At 64.3% G+C, this 16,472-nt stretch carries 15 protein-coding genes; 3 read left to right on the top strand and 12 right to left on the bottom strand.

Features of this window, described 5'->3' with window-relative positions:
* Window positions 1-251: 251 nt before the first annotated feature.
* From hemG to CKO35_RS16380, 11 genes are all read right to left on the bottom strand, one after another.
* On the bottom strand, window positions 252-1,595 hold the full coding sequence (gene hemG, locus CKO35_RS16430; RefSeq protein WP_008930603.1) for a protoporphyrinogen oxidase: 1,344 nt from the start codon (window positions 1,593-1,595) through the stop codon (window positions 252-254).
* A gap of 103 nt (window positions 1,596-1,698) precedes the next feature.
* Complete coding sequence (ubiE, locus tag CKO35_RS16425; RefSeq protein WP_200177198.1) at window positions 1,699-2,424, bottom strand: bifunctional demethylmenaquinone methyltransferase/2-methoxy-6-polyprenyl-1,4-benzoquinol methylase UbiE; 726 nt, start codon at window positions 2,422-2,424, stop codon at window positions 1,699-1,701.
* A 34-nt stretch (window positions 2,425-2,458) separates the two neighbouring features.
* Complete coding sequence (locus CKO35_RS16420) at window positions 2,459-2,920, bottom strand: SRPBCC family protein (RefSeq protein WP_200177197.1); 462 nt, start codon at window positions 2,918-2,920, stop codon at window positions 2,459-2,461.
* 72 nt (window positions 2,921-2,992) lie between these two features.
* Window positions 2,993-4,468, bottom strand: coding sequence for an SDR family oxidoreductase (locus CKO35_RS16415; protein WP_200177196.1), 1,476 nt, complete (start codon window positions 4,466-4,468; stop codon window positions 2,993-2,995).
* Between the two features lie 31 nt (window positions 4,469-4,499).
* Window positions 4,500-4,928, bottom strand: coding sequence for a hotdog fold thioesterase (locus tag CKO35_RS16410; protein WP_200177195.1), 429 nt, complete (start codon window positions 4,926-4,928; stop codon window positions 4,500-4,502).
* Window positions 4,929-4,930: 2 nt separating this feature from the next.
* Window positions 4,931-6,337 (bottom strand): o-succinylbenzoate--CoA ligase, encoded by a 1,407-nt coding sequence (gene menE, locus CKO35_RS16405; protein ID WP_242467297.1) that lies wholly within the window; start codon window positions 6,335-6,337, stop codon window positions 4,931-4,933.
* Window positions 6,334-7,362, bottom strand: a complete 1,029-nt coding sequence (gene menC, locus CKO35_RS16400) for an o-succinylbenzoate synthase (RefSeq protein ID WP_338031822.1) — start codon at window positions 7,360-7,362, stop codon at window positions 6,334-6,336. Before menC ends, menE begins: the two co-directional genes overlap by 4 nt.
* A 4-nt stretch (window positions 7,363-7,366) precedes the next feature.
* Window positions 7,367-8,215 (bottom strand): 1,4-dihydroxy-2-naphthoyl-CoA synthase, encoded by an 849-nt coding sequence (gene menB, locus CKO35_RS16395; protein ID WP_200177192.1) that lies wholly within the window; start codon window positions 8,213-8,215, stop codon window positions 7,367-7,369.
* Window positions 8,212-9,024 carry a 2-succinyl-6-hydroxy-2,4-cyclohexadiene-1-carboxylate synthase gene (gene menH, locus CKO35_RS16390; protein ID WP_200177191.1) on the bottom strand — a complete coding sequence of 271 codons (813 nt, stop codon included), beginning with the start codon at window positions 9,022-9,024 and terminating at the stop codon, window positions 8,212-8,214. Before menH ends, menB begins: the two co-directional genes overlap by 4 nt.
* Complete coding sequence (gene menD, locus CKO35_RS16385; RefSeq protein ID WP_200177190.1) at window positions 9,021-10,712, bottom strand: 2-succinyl-5-enolpyruvyl-6-hydroxy-3-cyclohexene-1-carboxylic-acid synthase; 1,692 nt, start codon at window positions 10,710-10,712, stop codon at window positions 9,021-9,023. The genes menH and menD overlap by 4 nt, the downstream gene beginning before the upstream one ends.
* A 9-nt stretch (window positions 10,713-10,721) precedes the next feature.
* Window positions 10,722-12,161: an isochorismate synthase gene (locus tag CKO35_RS16380; protein ID WP_338031821.1), complete on the bottom strand. Its 1,440-nt coding sequence runs from the start codon at window positions 12,159-12,161 to the stop codon at window positions 10,722-10,724.
* A 322-nt stretch (window positions 12,162-12,483) separates the two neighbouring features.
* On the opposite strand from CKO35_RS16380, the gene clpB reads away from it, so the two are divergent.
* Window positions 12,484-15,078, top strand: coding sequence for an ATP-dependent chaperone ClpB (clpB, locus tag CKO35_RS16375; RefSeq protein WP_200177189.1), 2,595 nt, complete (start codon window positions 12,484-12,486; stop codon window positions 15,076-15,078).
* The gene (locus CKO35_RS16370) at window positions 15,075-15,374 is read left to right on the top strand and encodes a hypothetical protein (protein ID WP_200177188.1); all 300 of its coding nucleotides are present in this window, start codon (window positions 15,075-15,077) and stop codon (window positions 15,372-15,374) included. The genes clpB and CKO35_RS16370 overlap by 4 nt, the downstream gene beginning before the upstream one ends.
* Window positions 15,375-15,392: 18 nt before the next feature.
* Here CKO35_RS16370 and CKO35_RS16365 read toward each other — a convergent pair whose 3' ends face one another.
* Window positions 15,393-15,887 carry a TM2 domain-containing protein gene (locus CKO35_RS16365; RefSeq protein WP_200177187.1) on the bottom strand — a complete coding sequence of 165 codons (495 nt, stop codon included), beginning with the start codon at window positions 15,885-15,887 and terminating at the stop codon, window positions 15,393-15,395.
* Between the two features lie 66 nt (window positions 15,888-15,953).
* On the opposite strand from CKO35_RS16365, the gene CKO35_RS16360 reads away from it, so the two are divergent.
* Window positions 15,954-16,472: LysR family transcriptional regulator (locus tag CKO35_RS16360; protein ID WP_200177186.1), on the top strand; the 519-nt coding region annotated here is incomplete at its 3' end.

The following is a 16,472-nucleotide window of genomic DNA, read 5'->3' as shown; positions in this document are numbered from 1 at the left end:
AAGTGAAACGGTTCAGCGCCGATGATAGTGTGGGGCCTCCCCATGTGAAAGTAGGTCACTGCCAGGCACCTATTCCAAAACCCCGATCGGGAAACCGGTCGGGGTTTTTTCTTGCCCGTCATCCCCGAATTTTGTACATCAGCCCCTCCTCCCCCTCATCATTACCGCACACCTCGTCATGCCCGCGTAAGCGGGAATGACGAAGGAATGATGACGATAGGGGTGGGACCATCACAGGCGGAAGGTCTTCCCTACAGCTTTTTCTCTCCCAGCAGGGCGGCGGCCTCGCCGGTCAGGCGACCGTTGCGGGCGCAGTCGTTCATGGCAATGCCCCGGTAGGCGTTGCCGGTCAGATGCAGCCCCGGATACCGGCCCACATGGGCCATCAGACGATCCATGGCTTCGATATGGCCCACCGGGTAACCGGGCAGACCCCGTGGCCATTTCTTCACGAACTGCACGTCAGGTGTGACATCGATTCCCAGGGCCTTGGTGACGCCGTCCCGGGCGTGGGCAATGAGGGCGTCGTCGTCCAGGTCCACCATGTGTGGATCCCGTTGTCCACCCAGCATCACGCGCACGCATTTCATGCCTTCCGGCGCCCGGTCCGGGAAGATGGAGCTGTCCCAGAGGATGCCCAGGAAGGGCATGCGGGCGGCGGCGGTGGTCAGCACGCCGAAGCCGTCCAGGGGGTGGTCCAGATGCTTCCAGCCAAAGCCCACCACGGCGATGGGGGCATAGTTGACCGCATCCAGCTGCTGTTCCAGTTCCCGGTCCAGTCCGGCCAGGATGCGGGCGGCGGCGTAAGCCGGCACGGCCAGGATCACTTGGTCCACGGTGCTCGACTTGTCGCCGGCCTCAACCCGGAACCCCTTGCCTTCCTGAACCACGGCTTCCACCGGTGTGCCCAGATGCCATTCGGCCTTGATGGTCTTGTGAAGGTGTTCGGTCAGGGCATTCATGCCGCCCTTGAAGCTCATCAGCACGCCGCCGGGGCCGGCGCTCTGCTTGCGGCGGGCGATCATGCCCTTGAACAGGCCGCCGTGCTTGCGTTCCAGCTCCGTCACCAGGGGGAAGGCCGCCTTCACGGAGACCCGGTCGGCGGTGGTGCCGTAGATGCCGGCGGTCATGGCATCCAGGAAGATGTCGGTGAATGCCTTGCCCAGACGACGGTAGCCGAAGGACTGCAGGGTCTCGTCGCTATCGTCCCGCTTGGGACGAATGAACACCTCGCCCATCACCCGCAGTTTCTGCGGCCAGTTGAGCAGTTCGGTCTTGAGAAACTTGCCCGGAGAGTCGGGCATGGGGTGCATGCGGTCGGTATAAATGAAGCGTCTGCGGGAGGCATCCTGACTGCGCATGAGTACGTCACCGGCGCCGCAGTCCGTGACCAGTTGCAGCATGTCCGGCTTGTTGCTCAGAAAGCCGTTGCCGCCTTCTTCGAAGCGAAACCCTTCGATGTCGATGGTGTGCAAGGTGCCGCCCACATGGGGGTTGGCTTCATAAATGACGATGTCCGCATCGCTCCGGGCGCGTTGCAGATAAAAGGCCGTGGCCAGACCGCTGATACCGGCCCCGATAATGGCTACCCGCATGGGTGTCTCCCTTTCTGTTCTGTGTCGAAATGGTCATGCGGGCTGTCATCCAGCCCGGCATGGGTTGATGATGATCGGGTGATGTGCCGCGATGGCCTGCCCGTCACTGGCTTGCGGGGGAGGCCGGTTTGCGGGCGATGAACCGCGTCGAAATCCCCAGGAATTCATCTTGCACCTCCACCAGCTCAAACCCGGCCCGGGTGAGCTTGTCACACAACTGTTCCGTGCTCATGAAGCCCTGGATGGACTCCGGCAGATAGGTGTAGGCTTCCTTGTCCCGGGAAATCATGGCGCCGACACGGGGCAGTACCTGACTCATGTAAAGACGATTCATCCGGTCCATCAGGGTGAGTTTTTCACGGCTCATGAACTCCAGGATCACCGCCAGCCCGCCCGGCGCCAGCACCCGGTGAAATTCCCTCAGGGCACCCTCCACGTCCACCACGTTGCGAATGCCGTAGCTGATGCTGATCAGGTCGGCACTGTCGTCCTCCAGAGGCAGGGCAGTGGCCGGTGCCTCCATGAACGTCACGTCATCCACCTTCCCGCGTGCCAGTTCCAGCATGCCCACGGATGGGTCCACGCCGGTGACCCGTTCGATGGTGGTGCCTTGGGATGCCGCTGCTTCGCGCCAGAACAGGATCAGGTCACCGGTGCCGGTGGCCACATCCACCAGATGGCGCACCGGGCCGCCATGAATTTTCATGGCGGCCCGGCAGCCGTTGCGCCGCCACTGCCGGTCCACCCCGAAGCTGAGAATGCGATTCAGCCTGTCATAGGTGGGAGAGATGTCGTTGAACATCTGAATGATGCGTTGCTGTTTGTCCATGCAGGTTTGTTCCGATCAAGGGAATGGGGGGATGCTAGGTTTTCGAACCGGACGAGCCGTTGCGGGACTCCAGCGCCCGGGCATTGACCAGGGAGCGGCGGATGCGTTCGAAGGCCTGACGACTGATGTGATGGATGATCGGTTTGGCCACCCGGCCCACGGTCTTGTCCAGCAGCCGGGTGGGTAGATGATATTCGATGGTCAGTTGCACCCGGGTGCCGCCGGGGACGGAGGAAAACCGATAGTGTCCGGTATTGCGGATGCCGCTCAGGGACTGCCAGCGGATCATGTGAGGCGGATCCTCGTCGACGATGGTCACGTCCCAGTGAAAGACCATGCCGTTGGCGCGGACCTGCCAGCGATAGGTCCTGTCGTCCAGCGGAGTGACGGATTCCACGGCGTCGGCATAGCGGGGGAATTCATCCACCCGCCGGATCATCCCGAAGACTTCCTCCTGGTCTGCGGGAAACAGCATGTCATGATCAACGACCGGCATCTGATAATCAGCTCCCATGAACGGCGGGACGAATCATGCCCCGCGTGGTTATGTCAAAGACCACCGGACGGGTCAAGCGGCCCGGGCCTTTCCGGCGATCCCCTCTGCCAGTCCCTTGAAGACGAAGGCGTGGGCCGGTGCCATCAGGTACCAGTACAGCAGCCCCCACACGCCGGCAGGGTGCCAGTAGTTGGTGACGGTGATCCGGGTGCCCGGCGCCTCCGGTGACAATTCGATTTCCAGCACCCCCGCTCCGGGGGCACGCATGCCGAATCCCAGGGTAAGGCGTCGTTCCGGTTCGATGGCCATCACCCGCCAGGAGTCCACCATGTCGCCGAGCCGCAGTTCGGTCGGATGACGGCGGCCGTAGTTGCGGCCGGGTCCCCCCAGCAGCCAGTCGATGCCTTCGCGGATCTTCCACAGGAGCTCATGGGCGAAGTAACGGTTTTCCCCGCCGATGCGACGGACCACCTCCCAGACCCGATCCGGGGTGGCCTCCACCAGGGCGCTGCCGGAAGCCTGTTTGGCGTAATAGGCGTAGTCCACCCGGTAGTCGCGGAACATGAACGCCCCTTCGGTCCATCGGGCGGCGACTCCGTGGGATTTTTCAGCCTCGAATGTGGCGCGCACCGCGGTACGAAAATCCATCAGCGGCTGGGGCATGAGGCGGCGGGTCAGCGCGTCATCGGCTACATAGTCTTCCTTGAGGCCCTCGATCAGGGCCTGAGCAATGGAGGTGGGCACCGAGGTGACCAGGCGTAGCCAGTAGGAGGAGAGTTTCGGTGAGAGCAGGGGGACCGGGATGATACGGGGCGGCGTGCGCCCGGCCTCCTCGGCCAGGACGCGCATCATGGCCGCGTAGGTGAGGTATTCGGGACCGCCGGTATCCAGGATCTCGCCGGCGGCCTCCGGGATCCGGGGGGCGCGCTCCAGGTAGTCGAGCAGATTCTCCAGGGCGATGGGCGGTGAGGTGCGGGAGACCCATTTCGGGGTGACCATGACCGGCAGGTGCAGGACCAGATCACGCATCACTTCAAAGGCCGCCGAACCGGGACCGACGATGATCCCGGCCCGCAGCTCGGTGACCGGGACGCTGCCCTTGCGCAGCTCGTCACCGGTCAGGCGTCGGGAGACGATGTGCTCGCTGCGGGCCGAGTCCGGGGCCAGCCCGCCCAGATAGACGATGCGTCGGACCCCGGCTTCGGCGGCGGCACGGGCGAAATGTCTCGCCGCTTCCAGATCCAGGCGCCCGAAGGACTTGCCGGCCCCCATGGAGTGGACCAGATAGTAAGCGACCTGGACATCCTTGAGGGCCGGCCCCAGGGTCTCGGGCTTGAGGGCATCGGCTGGGACCAGTTCGGCACCGGTCCAGCCCCGGGCCTCCAGCACCTTCAGGGTACGCGAAGAGGCTCGAACCCGGGCGCCGCGGGCCAGCAGGCGGGGCACCAGATTGCTGCCGATGTAGCCGCTGGCACCAAACACCAGAGTGAGGGCATTCGGACCGATCGGGTTGTCCGCGGGGGGAGCTGAGGTGCCGGGCGTCGCCATGGGGGATCTCCGGTGAGGGATTGTCATCGTACTATACGGGGTTTTTCTCCCTGAGCATCACTGTCAGTCGACAGACGCAGATTGTGGTTCCCGCCTCGTCTTCCAGCTGGATGTCCCATACTTGGGTACTGCGTCCCCGGTGCAGGGGGCGGGCACAGCCCAGGACCCGACCGTGGCGGACGGGCTTGAGGTGGCTGGCGCTGATCTCCATGCCGGCGGCCACCCAGCCCGGCGGGGCCGCCAGGTTAGAGGCCACGCTGCCCAGGGTTTCGGCCAGGGCCACGGAGGCGCCGCCATGGAGCAGACCATGGGGTTGTCGGGTGCGTGCATCCACCGGCAGCGAGCCGAACAGGGCCGTGTCCGTGATGCGGGTGATCTCGATCCCCAGGGCTTCCATGAGGGTCCCCTGGTGGGCGGCATTGATGGCCTGGAGGTCGACGGGGCGTTGCCAGAGGGACATGATCAGGTTTCCCGTAGGTGTATGGCATTGGCCAGCTGGATCAGGTCGCGGCGCTGAATCTTGAATCCGCTGGTGGGTGGCATGGGCAGGAAGGCCACTGGCACCATGAAGGGCTTGAGTTGTTCCCGCATCCAGGTGCGCAGGGCATGGGCGTCCAGTTCCGTGCCGGACTGGATGAAGGCCACCGGGCGCTGGCCGAATTCCGTGTCCTGTCGCGGCACCACTACTGCACGGAGGATGTCGGGATGGGTATGCAGCAGCTGCTCGATGGCTTCCGGCTGGATGTTTTCCCCACCGCTGATGAACTGGTTGTCGAGCCGCCCCACCACATGGAAACGGCCGTCTTGCCAGCGACCCAGGTCGCGGGTATGGAACCAGCCCTCTTCATCGGTCGCGGGGAGGATGCGTCCCGCATCCCGATAACCGAGGAACAGGGTGTCACCGCGGACCAGGATCTCGCCGGTTTCGGCCAGGCGGCATTCCCGATGGGGCAGGATGCGGGCCGGACCCTCCGGGGGTTGGGTGATCACCTGGGAACTCATCTCGGTCAGCCCATAGCTGGTCCAGCAGGGCAGGTTCTGCCGGCGTGCCTGCTCCAGCAATGAGGCACGGACAGGTCCGCCCCCCAGGAGCAGGCACCGCAGGCTGGAGGGAAACGGGCCGCTTTGTTGCAGCAGGCGGTGCAACTGGGTTTCCACCATGGAGACATGGGTCACGCCCATGTGCAGCAAAAAGCCGGTGTCTTCGGCGCGCCCGTCCAGCACCAGGGCGGCCCCCCCCATCAGACAGCGAAACACGATGGCCAGTCCACCCACATGGTGGGTGGGCAGAGACAGCAGGTATCGGTCTCCCGGCCGCAGGGGAATGAGTGTCGCGGCCCCCGCGGCGCTGAGCACATGGTTGGCGTAGCTGTGGACGGCCAGCTTCGGTTGCCCGGTGGAGCCGGAGGTCAGGATGCCGGTGCAGGGGGTGTGCGGCTGAAATTGACGGCGCAGTTCCGGGGGAGGGGATGCCGGGGACGGGACGATTACATCCCGTCCAGTCGTGTCAGTGGGTTGCAGGGGCTGCCCCGGCTCCCATACCAGCCAGTGAATACCCTGTTGCCGCAGCAGGGCGTGCAGCGGGGTTTCCGGCATGGCCGGATTGACCGGCAACAGGCAGGCGCCGCTACGCAGAACGGCCAGCAGGTCGATGATGCCGTCAATCGTGGTCCGGGTGCGCAGGGCGATCCAGTCTCCCTGTCGCACGCCCCGGGCGAGAAAGGTCATGGCCCGATGATCCACCCGCGCTTCCAGTTCGGCGAATTCCAGGGTGTCTTCCGGGGTGATGATGGCGGGTTCCCCGGCATGACGTCTGCCTGCCTGCTGCAGCAGGCAGGGCATGTCGGCATGGAGCGGGGGGTGTCTCATGTCCAGCATCCAAGATATTCCAGTTCGGATTGTTGTGTGATCGGTAGCCCGGCCTGTTCCGGTTGACTGAGAATGGGCGTCAGCAGCGCCCGGGCAAATATACCGAAGGTATCCAGGCCCTGTGGGCCCTGCAGGTTCCAGTAATGGACCAGGCGCGCGTGAAAGTCCAGGGTGAGGTTGCTTTCATAGGACGCGCTCAGAACGACGGAAATTCCCTGCCGGCGGGCTTGCTGTACCAGCCTGTCGGCGCGATTCAGGCCGGTAAGCATGGGTTTGACCACTAGGGCGCCCAAGCCCGGTGTTCGCAGATCGGGGGCTGTGGTTTCTCTGAGGGTTTCATCCCAGGCGAAGGGGATGCCGGTACGGGACCACCATGACAGGTAGTCACTGCCCGCCGGCAGGGGTTCCTCGATGAACTGGATCCGTCGGCGGTCGATGGCGCCGCAGAGTGCTTCGGCCTGTTCCAGGGTCCAGGAGCGATTGGCATCCAGGCGTAGCCACTGCCCTTCCGTGAGCCGTGCCGTGACTTGGCGGATCCTGTCGATGTCCGTCGTCAGGTCGTCGCGCCCCACCTTGAGCTTGAAACAGGGGGATGCCGTATCCGCGGCAATGTCCAGGGCATCGTCATGGCGGATCAGGCGGCAGAGGGGGACCGGAGCCGCCGCTGGCAGTTGCCCGCGCCATTGCAGCCGTCCGGCCTCCAGGCCGAAACACACCTCCGGGGCGGTTCCGGTCGGCAGATGCAGGAGGCGGTCGGCCAGGGGACCGTCCTGGTCAAGAATCTGCCGGACCTGCTGATGACATCGGGCCAGCGTTGCCCGGCTGAAGCCGGGCAGGGGGCTGATCTCGGACCAGAGGCTGTCCGCGCGGGGCCGACACCATTCCAGCAGCAGTCCCTCCCGCCGTGTCAGGGTATGCCCCGGCATGGATAACGCCTGACGGAGGGGCAGGGAGAAACGCCAAAGCCGGATTTCATGGGGCGGGCATCCCTGCTGCCATGGGTTTTCCGTTCCCGGCGGCGGCACGACTTCAGGGCTGACGTCTGAATTTGCGGAAGTCGGGCTTACGTTTCTCCAGGTAGGCGTTGCGGCCTTCCTGCCCCTCTTCGGTCATGTAGAAGAGCATGGTGGCGTTGCCGGCCAGTTCCTGGATGCCTGCCTGGCCATCGACTCCGGCATTGAAGGCGGACTTGAGCATGCGCAGGGCGATGGGCGAGTGTTCCAGGATCCGGCGGCACCAGGCCACGGTTTCCTGCTCCAGTTGCGCCAGCGGCACCACGGTGTTGACCAGCCCCATGTCCAGTGCTTCCCGGGCATCGTACTGCCGGCACAGGAACCAGATCTCCCGGGCCTTTTTCTGCCCCACCACGCTGGCCATGTAACTGGCGCCGAAGCCGCCGTCAAAGGAACCCACCTTGGGGCCGGTCTGGCCGAAGCGGGCATTGTCCGCGGCGATGCTCAGGTCGCAGATCAGATGCAGCACGTGGCCGCCGCCGATGGCATAGCCGGCCACCATGGCGATCACCGGCTTGGGGCAGGAGCGGATTTCCTTCTGCAGGTCCAGCACGTTCAGGTGATGCACGCCCTGTTCATCCTGGTAACCGGAATCCCCCCGGACCCGCTGGTCACCCCCGGAGCAGAAGGCCAGATCCCCCTGGCCGGTGAAGATGATGACGCCGATCTCCTCGTCAAAGCGGGCATCGGACAGGGCCTGGCGCAGTTCCTTGACGGTGCGCGGGCGGAAGGCGTTGCGGACTTCCGGCCGGTTGATGGTGATCTTCGCGATGCCTTCGGCCTTGTGATAGAGGATATCTTCATAAGGGGCCGAGTGGTCCTGCCAGTCCAGTGCCGGGATGATGGAAGACGCTGCTGTGCTCATGAGGATGCTGTACTCGTTTGGGTGAAATGCATGGGGTGGCAGACCTGTTCGATGACGGCGGCCACCTGCCCGGGGTCCTGAGCGTGGCAGTTATGCCCCAGGCCGTCCAGTTTGACAAGTTCAAGCCCGGCGCAGGTGTCGGCCAGTGCCTGTCCCAAGGCACTGAACTTGGTGTCCCGTGCGCCCGCGATGAAGGCCCGTGGACAGGTCAGTCCGGCCAGGCCGGGTCGCAGGTCCGGCTGGCCACCCAGGCCGGTGGCCCGCAGTACCCGGGCCAGGGTGGCGGGGTCCTGGGCGGACCGCTCCTGGATAAAGGCTTTCCGGCGAGCGGGTGTCAGGTCGGCAAACACCGGCTGTCGATACCAGTCTTCCAGGATCCACGGCCAGGCTTCCTGCTCCAGGCGCCGTGCCCAGGTCCCGTCATGGCGGCGGCGTGCCAGGCGTTCTGCCTCGGTTTCCAGCCCCGGGTGGGCGCCCTCCAGGACGAGGGCGGCGATGGATTCGGGATGACGGGTCGCCAGCCAGGCGGCGATACGCCCGCCCATGGAATAGCCCGCCAGGGCGACGCGAACCGGCAGCACCGGCGCCAGTTGTTTCCAGACATGTTCACAGTACCCCTCGAAGTCAAGATCTGCCGGCAGGGGTTGCCCTCCGTGCCCCGGCAGGTCCGGCAGCAGGCAGCGGTAACGATCCGACAGCAGGCGGGCTGTCCGTAGCCAGTCATCACCGCTGCCCATGAAGCCGTGGAGCAGGACCAGGGTAGGGAGATGGGCGGCACCCAGCGAGCGGATGGCGGCCGGCCGGGTCATGTCTCGTAGCGGACTTCCATCAGGGCGCTGATCAGGCCCTTGATGATCCGGCTGCTCTGGTTGGGAGGAAAGTTCAGCTCGATCAGGGTGACGCCGCCCTTGCGGCAGGCGTCGGTGTAGGCCTTCTCGAAGCCCGCGGCCGAATCCGGATTGGCGTAGGCCAGGCCGAACAGGGCCGCCGCATTGCGGAACGTGAGGCCATGGGGCAGCTGGAACAGCCTCTGGAAATGCCCCTTCTGTTCGGCGGCGGGCAGCAGGTTGAAGATCCCGCCGCCGTCGTTGTTCAGGACCACGATGATCAGTGGATGAGGACACTGCTTCGCCAGCGCCAGGCTGTTCATGTCATGGAGCAGGGACAGGTCCCCGATCAGCAGGGTGGCCCCGGCCGGATGTCCCATGGCCAGGCCCATGGCCGTGGCCACCAGGCCGTCGATGCCGCTGGCACCCCGGTTGGTGATGCAGCGGTTGCCGCGTCCGGGCCGGGCGACCATGTCCAGCAGCCGGATGCTCAGACTGTTGCCGGGTAGCAGCAACATGCCCTCGGGTATCGTGTCGGCGATGATGCGTGCAGCGGCCGGTTCCGAGAACGGATAGGTCAGGGCCAGTTCCAGATGCTCGCTGAGCTGGGATTGCAGGGATTCAATGTCCAGCCCTCGCTGGGGCGGGATCTGGATCTGGCCGCAGAACTCGGGAATCGAAGCCTGGATCTGGGTGGCGTGGTGTTCCGGATCCAGGTGGTCCTCATGGGGACTCACCAGCCAGTACTGCCCCTGGAAGCCTGCCAACCATTGATTGATCCGCTTGCTGGTGATGCGGCCGCCGAACTGGATCACCTGATGCATGGCCTTGAGGCGGCGCCTGGCATGGGTGATTGCCAGCAGCAGGTCAGGATGGGCCAGGACGCAGGGATGTTCCGTAAGCCGCAACTGGCTACCGATGTCGGCCAGGATGGGTACCGAGGACTTTTCCGCCAGGGCCAGGACCGCCGCGGCCTCTTCGGTATCCAGTTGTCCGGCGACGAAGATCACCGGCTCCCTGAGTCGATGCAGGCTGAAGCCGGGCAACGGTTGCGGGGACGGCTCCACCGGCATTACGTCGGACAGCCAGGGTTCGAAGTCGAGAGATTCCTCGGTGCCGTAGAGTGGTTCCCGGAAGGGCGCATTGATGTGCACGGGACCGCGTCCGGGGCCCTGGAGCCGGGCGAGGATTGCGTCCAGCTGCTGGGCCAGCCAGCCGCCGGACAGCGTGGTGTCCGGGGCCGGCAGATTCAGGGCCGCACGCACATGGGTCTGGAAGATCCCCGGCTGGACGATGGCCTGGTTGGCACCGCAGCCCACCAGTTCCTCGGGGCGATCGGCGGTGACCGCCACCAGGGGGTGATGGGTCTGGAAGGCCTCCACCAGTGCCGGATGCAGGTTGGGCACGGCAGTGCCCGAGGTGGTGATCAGGGCTACCGGACGTCGACCGGCCTTGCACAGACCCAGCCCCAGGAAGGCCAGGCCGCGTTCATCGAAATGGGTATGCAGCCGCAGGTCGGGATGATCGTCGCAATGGCGGGCCGCGGCCAGGGCCAGGGGAGCGCTGCGACTGCCCGGGGCCAGGCAGATATCCCGGACACCGTGCTGATAAAGACGATCTATCAGCAAATGCGCCCATGCCTCGTTGATGTGGGTGAACTGTGTCCCCATGGCCGCCCCTCAGGATTCCAGCACGGCGAGGAAGGACTCGATCTTGGCTTCCAGCTCGTTCCATTCCTCCTCGGGATCGGAGCCTTCCACGATGCCGACGCCGGAGTAACACAGCGCCTGATTGCGGTGAAGCAGGGTGGAGCGGATGGCCACGGCGAATTCCGAGCGCTGAGGACAGATCATTCCGATCACGCCGCTGTACCAGCCGCGATGGGCGGTCTCCTGCCGGTTGATCAGGTCCCGTGCCTCCCCGCGGGGAAAGCCGCAGACCGCCGGGGTGGGATGCAGGGCCGCCAGCAACTGATCATCGCGCACGCCGTCCCTGAGAGTGGCGTGGATGGGCAGGTAACGGTGCTGGATGCGGTCCTGCTTGAAGATACCGACCTGGGCGGGACCTTCGATCCGTGTGATCCAGGGCGCGATCTGTTCACGCACATACCGGGTGACCAGTTCGTGCTCATGGATCAGCTTGGGGTCCTGCAGCAGCATGTGTTCCAGGGATGCGTCTTCCTGTGCCGTGGCGCCGCGGCGTACGGTGCCGGCCAGGGATTCGGTGAATACATGGTGGCCCGATCGGCTGAACAGGCGTTCCGGGGGGCATCCCATGAACAGCCGTTCGCCATTTTCAATGGCAAAGCAGAAGCTGCCCTGATTGCTGCGATGCCAGCGTTCCAGGGTCAGGAAGGCCGGCAGAGGTTCGTTCAGTTGCAGATCCACCCGCCGGGCCAGAACCACCTTGCGAATGGGACCTTGGCTGATGTGTGTAAGGATGTTGCCGATATGACGGCTGCAGGTGTCGAAGTCCATGTGATCGACGCGCCGGGTGATGTGCACGGATGCGCGGGAGGGATCGTCTGTAACGGTCTGCCGCAGCCGGCACAGGGCCGCGATGAGCCGGGTCTTGCGGGTCATGAAGTCCCGGCGTGAACCCGCCAGCAGGTTCACGCCAAGCCGGTATTGTCCCGCCTGCCGCCGCAGTTCGATGGCCGGCAGCACGAAACGGGCTGCCGGAAATCCCTCCCAGTCATCCCGTCCGGGCAGGCCGGCAAAGGAAAAACCGCCGATAAAGGCCGTGGCCTGTCCGTCGAGGATGTCATGGGCCCGGCGCAGCAGGTCGGGATAGGCCGCGGAGTCCTGCGCGCTCAGTTCCACGGCGATACCGACGCCGGCGATGCTTTCGTCCCCTTCCCGGTTCTGCCACAGACTGCGCTCTCCGGCCGGTGCGCCCTGCAACCAGCGGAAGGGATTGGTGCGCGGGACAGGCACGCTCAGGTGCAGCAGGTGGTCGCTGCGGAAGGACCAGTTCTTGATCCGGCTCAGCAGGGTTTCCACCGCTCCATGCAGGGGAGGGGTATCCCGGCAGCCGCCCCCGGCATCTCGGACCGCGCCCGGGGTCCCGGCGCTCAGGGACTGGTCGAGTGATACCGGAGATTGACTGACTGATGACACGGTATATCCTCTGAACAAGTGGCCGGCCCATGTTTCGATCCGGATCGCCCGGCTGCCCGGGCGGGGGGGAGATCCGTCGCCGTCTCGAAGTACCGCCGACTAAAAATTATAAAAACCGGGTAATGTGGGCAGATATGACTTATATCACTTTGAATTGTGCCATGGGCGAAACGCTCCGAAATGCCGTGATGGCGGCATCATGGATCACTTGGTCAGGTATATGTTAATAAAAACAGGTTGCACGTCGGTCCTGCTTGAAAGCCCTCCGCTCCAGCCCAATATCCAGGATTAATCTGACATAGTCTCAAGGGGTTTTGCCACCATGCGCATGGACAAATTCACCAGCAAGTTCCAGCTGGCACTGGCCGATGCCCAGTCCCTGGCCGTGGGCCGTGATCACCAGATGATCGAACCGGTACATCTGATGATCGCCCTGCTTGACCAGGCAGGAGGCTCCGTGCGGCCGCTTCTGGCCCAGGCCGGTGTCAATGTGAACCTGCTGAGGTCCCAGCTGGGGGAGGCCCTGGAGCGTCTGCCCAGCGTGGAGGGGGCCGCTGGTGATCTGCATATTTCCAATGATCTGGGCCGGTTGCTGAATCTGTGCGACAAACTGGCCCAGGACCGCAAGGATCAGTTCATCTCTTCCGAACTGTTCGTGCTGGCCGCCCTGGAGCTGCAGGGGCAGCCGGGAGATCTGCTCAGGAAGACCGGAGCCACCAAGGGCGCCATCGGCAAGGCCATTGATGACCTGCGCGGCGGTCAGCGGGTGGAGGATCCCAACGCGGAAGACCAGCGCAGGGCCCTGGAAAAATACACCATCGACCTCACCGAGCGGGCTGAACAGGGCAAGCTGGACCCTGTGATCGGTCGTGACGAGGAGATCCGTCGCGCCATACAGGTGCTGCAGCGGCGCACCAAGAACAACCCCGTCCTCATCGGCGAACCCGGCGTGGGCAAGACCGCCATCGTCGAGGGGCTGGCCCAGCGCATCGTTGACGGTGAAGTGCCCGAAGGCCTGAAGGACCGGCGCTTGCTGTCCCTGGACATGGGGGCGCTCATCGCCGGGGCCAAGTTCCGGGGTGATTTCGAAGAGCGGCTCAAGGCGGTGCTCAATGATCTGGCCAAGCAGGAAGGACGGGTGATCCTGTTCATCGACGAGCTGCACACCATGGTGGGCGCCGGCAAGGCGGAAGGCTCCATGGATGCGGGCAACATGCTCAAGCCGGCCCTGGCGCGGGGTGAGCTTCACTGCATCGGCGCCACCACCCTGGACGAGTATCGCAAGTACGTGGAGAAGGACGCCGCCCTGGAGCGTCGCTTCCAGAAAGTGCTGGTGAATGAACCCAGCGTGGAGGACACCATTGCCATCCTGCGTGGCCTCAAGGAGCGTTATGAGGTCCACCACGGCGTGGAGATCACCGATCCCGCCATTGTCGCCGCTGCCACCCTGTCCCATCGCTACATCTCCGATCGCCAGCTACCGGACAAGGCCATCGACCTGGTGGACGAGGCGGCCAGCCGCATCCGCATGGAGATCGATTCCAAGCCCGAGAGCATGGATCGCCTGGAGCGGCGCCTGATCCAGCTCAAGATCGAGCGCGAAGCCCTGAAAAAGGAATCCGATGAGGCCTCCATCAAGCGTCTGGAGGCCCTGGAGGGCGAGATTGACCGGCTGGAGCGGGAGTATTCGGATCTGGATGAGATCTGGAAGGCTGAAAAGGCCGCCTTGTCCGGCACCGCCTCCATCAAGGAGGAACTGGAGCGGGCACGACTGGAGCTGGAGACCGCGCGTCGGGCCGGGGACCTGGGGCGCATGTCCGAGTTGCAATACGGCCGCATTCCCGAGCTGGAACGGCAACTGGACATGGCCGCCCAGGCGGAAATGCACGAGATGCGGTTGTTGCGCAACAAGGTGACCGACGAGGAGATTGCCGAGGTGGTCTCCCGCTGGACCGGCATTCCCGTGTCCAAGATGCTGGAAGGGGAGCGGGAAAAGCTGCTGCGCATGGAAGAAGCCCTCACCCGGCGTGTGGTGGGACAGAACGAGGCGGTCAGGGCCGTGGCCGATGCCATTCGCAGGGCGCGGGCGGGGCTTTCCGACCCCAATCGCCCCAACGGTTCTTTCCTGTTCCTGGGGCCCACGGGGGTGGGCAAGACCGAACTGACCAAGGCCCTGGCCGCCTTCCTGTTCGACACCGACGAGGCCATGGTGCGCATCGACATGTCGGAGTTCATGGAGAAACATTCCGTGGCCCGGCTCATCGGCGCGCCTCCGGGGTACGTGGGCTACGAGGAAGGCGGCTATCTGACCGAGGCAGTCAGGCGCAAGCCCTACTCGGTGATCCTGCTGGACGAGGTGGAAAAGGCCCATCCGGATGTCTTCAACGTGCTGTTGCAGGTGCTGGATGATGGCCGTCTCACCGATGGCCAGGGCCGCACGGTGGATTTTCGCAACAGCGTGATCGTGATGACCTCCAATCTGGGCTCCCAGTTGATCCAGGAAATGGCCGGCGAGGAACACTATGACCAGATGAAGGCGGCGGTGATGGAAGTGGTCGGTACCCATTTCCGCCCCGAGTTCATCAACCGGGTGGACGAAGTGGTGGTCTTCCACCCCCTGGGTCGGGATCAGATCCGGGCCATCACCACCATTCAGCTGGAGTATCTGCGCCGTCGTCTGGCGGACCGTGATCTGCGGCTCACGGTATCCGAAGCGGCCCTGGATCGTCTGGGCGAGGCCGGATTCGATCCGGTTTACGGCGCCCGTCCCCTGAAGCGGGCAATACAGCAGCAGCTGGAAAACCCGCTGGCCCAGCACATCCTGCGGGGCGAGTATGGCCCCGGTGACGTGGTGATGGTGGATTGTGCCGGGGAGGGGCTGACCTTCGGCAATGATCGCGATATGCTTCATCCATGAGCGAGACACTACAATTATCAGGTGAACTGGTTCAGCAGCTTCAGGATGTGCTGGCCAGCCATGACCCCCGCTGCGGGGACCCTCTGGTGGCGGTCCAGTATATGGCCGCCGTCACCGGCTATCTGCTGGCCTGCCAGCATGTGCCGGATGATCGTCGCCGGGAGTTTCTGGAACAGTTGCAGGCCTTCATGGGGAGCGTGTTCGAGGACGTGGTGGCACAGCAGCGTCAGGTGCCGCCTGAGCCTGCCCATCCCCCCCAGGAGGCCTTCGGCATCTGGCGCCCGGGAGATCCGTGATTCCGGGTGGTCATGATTTCAGGGCGGCGGCCGCCGTCCCTTGCCGGCTTTGTGCAACGCCCTGAGCATGGCTTCCTGCTGGTTGAACGAGGCCGGTTGTCCCCCGGCAACCTGATTTCCCTTGAGATCCGGTCCTTCCTCGCGTCCCTGATAGCCCGGCGGCGGCCGATGATCCGGCCGCAGGAAATGGCGCATGCGCAGGGCCTTGTTGAGGTGGGTGACGCGGCGGTCGGTCCAGAACAGATCGAAAATTGCGCCGCCCAGCAGGCACAGACCCGGCAGCAGTAGCCAGATCCCGGCGCCGATGAGCAGGCCGAAGATCAGGCTCAGGCCAAGGAGCAGGTAAGCAGCCCCGCCCAGCGGTTCCTTCAGATAGAATCGATGCAGGCCCAGCGGGAAAGCGGCCATCAGGGCATAGGCAATGACAGGGCGGCGCATGTCGCGGATGTACTCGGCATTCACCCGCTGCAGACCTGCCCCTTTGAGATCCAGGCGCTTCCAGGCCTTGCTCATGCGTACCCTCCCGTTGCAATCACCATCGATCACCAGAGTGTAGGACGAAACCAGGGATATCCCATCATGGCTGACCGACGACTTCAGGTGTTCTATACGGTGGCGCGGCTTCTGTCGTTCACCAAGGCGGCGGAAGCCCTGCACATGACCCAGCCGGCGGTCACGTTTCAGGTCCGCCAACTGGAAGAGCACTTCAATACGCGGCTGTTCGATCGTACCCATAACCGGGTCAGCCTCACCGAGGCGGGACGTACCGCCTACGGCTTTGCCGAGCGCATCTTCGAGGCCTACGCGGAGATGGACAATGCCATTCGGGAGATCACCGGCGATGTCACTGGTGCACTGACCCTGGGAGCCAGCACCACCATCGCCGAGTACATGCTTCCGGCGCTGTTGGGTAACTTCAAGAAGAAATATCCGGATGTGAACCTGCGCCTGAAGGTGTCCAATTCCGAAGGGATCATCTCCATGGTGGAGAACAACATCATCGACCTCGGCGTGGTGGAAGGTCCGGTATCCAACCGCAACCTGCATGTGGAGATGTGCCGCCTGGATCAACTGGTGGTCATTGTCCCGCCCTCCCAC

The organism is Ectothiorhodospira shaposhnikovii (assembly GCF_016584105.1).
In the GTDB taxonomy this organism is placed as follows: Bacteria; Pseudomonadota; Gammaproteobacteria; order Ectothiorhodospirales; family Ectothiorhodospiraceae; genus Ectothiorhodospira; species Ectothiorhodospira shaposhnikovii.
Note: the sequence above shows the minus strand (reverse complement) of the source record. Positions and strands in the feature narration are given on the sequence as shown.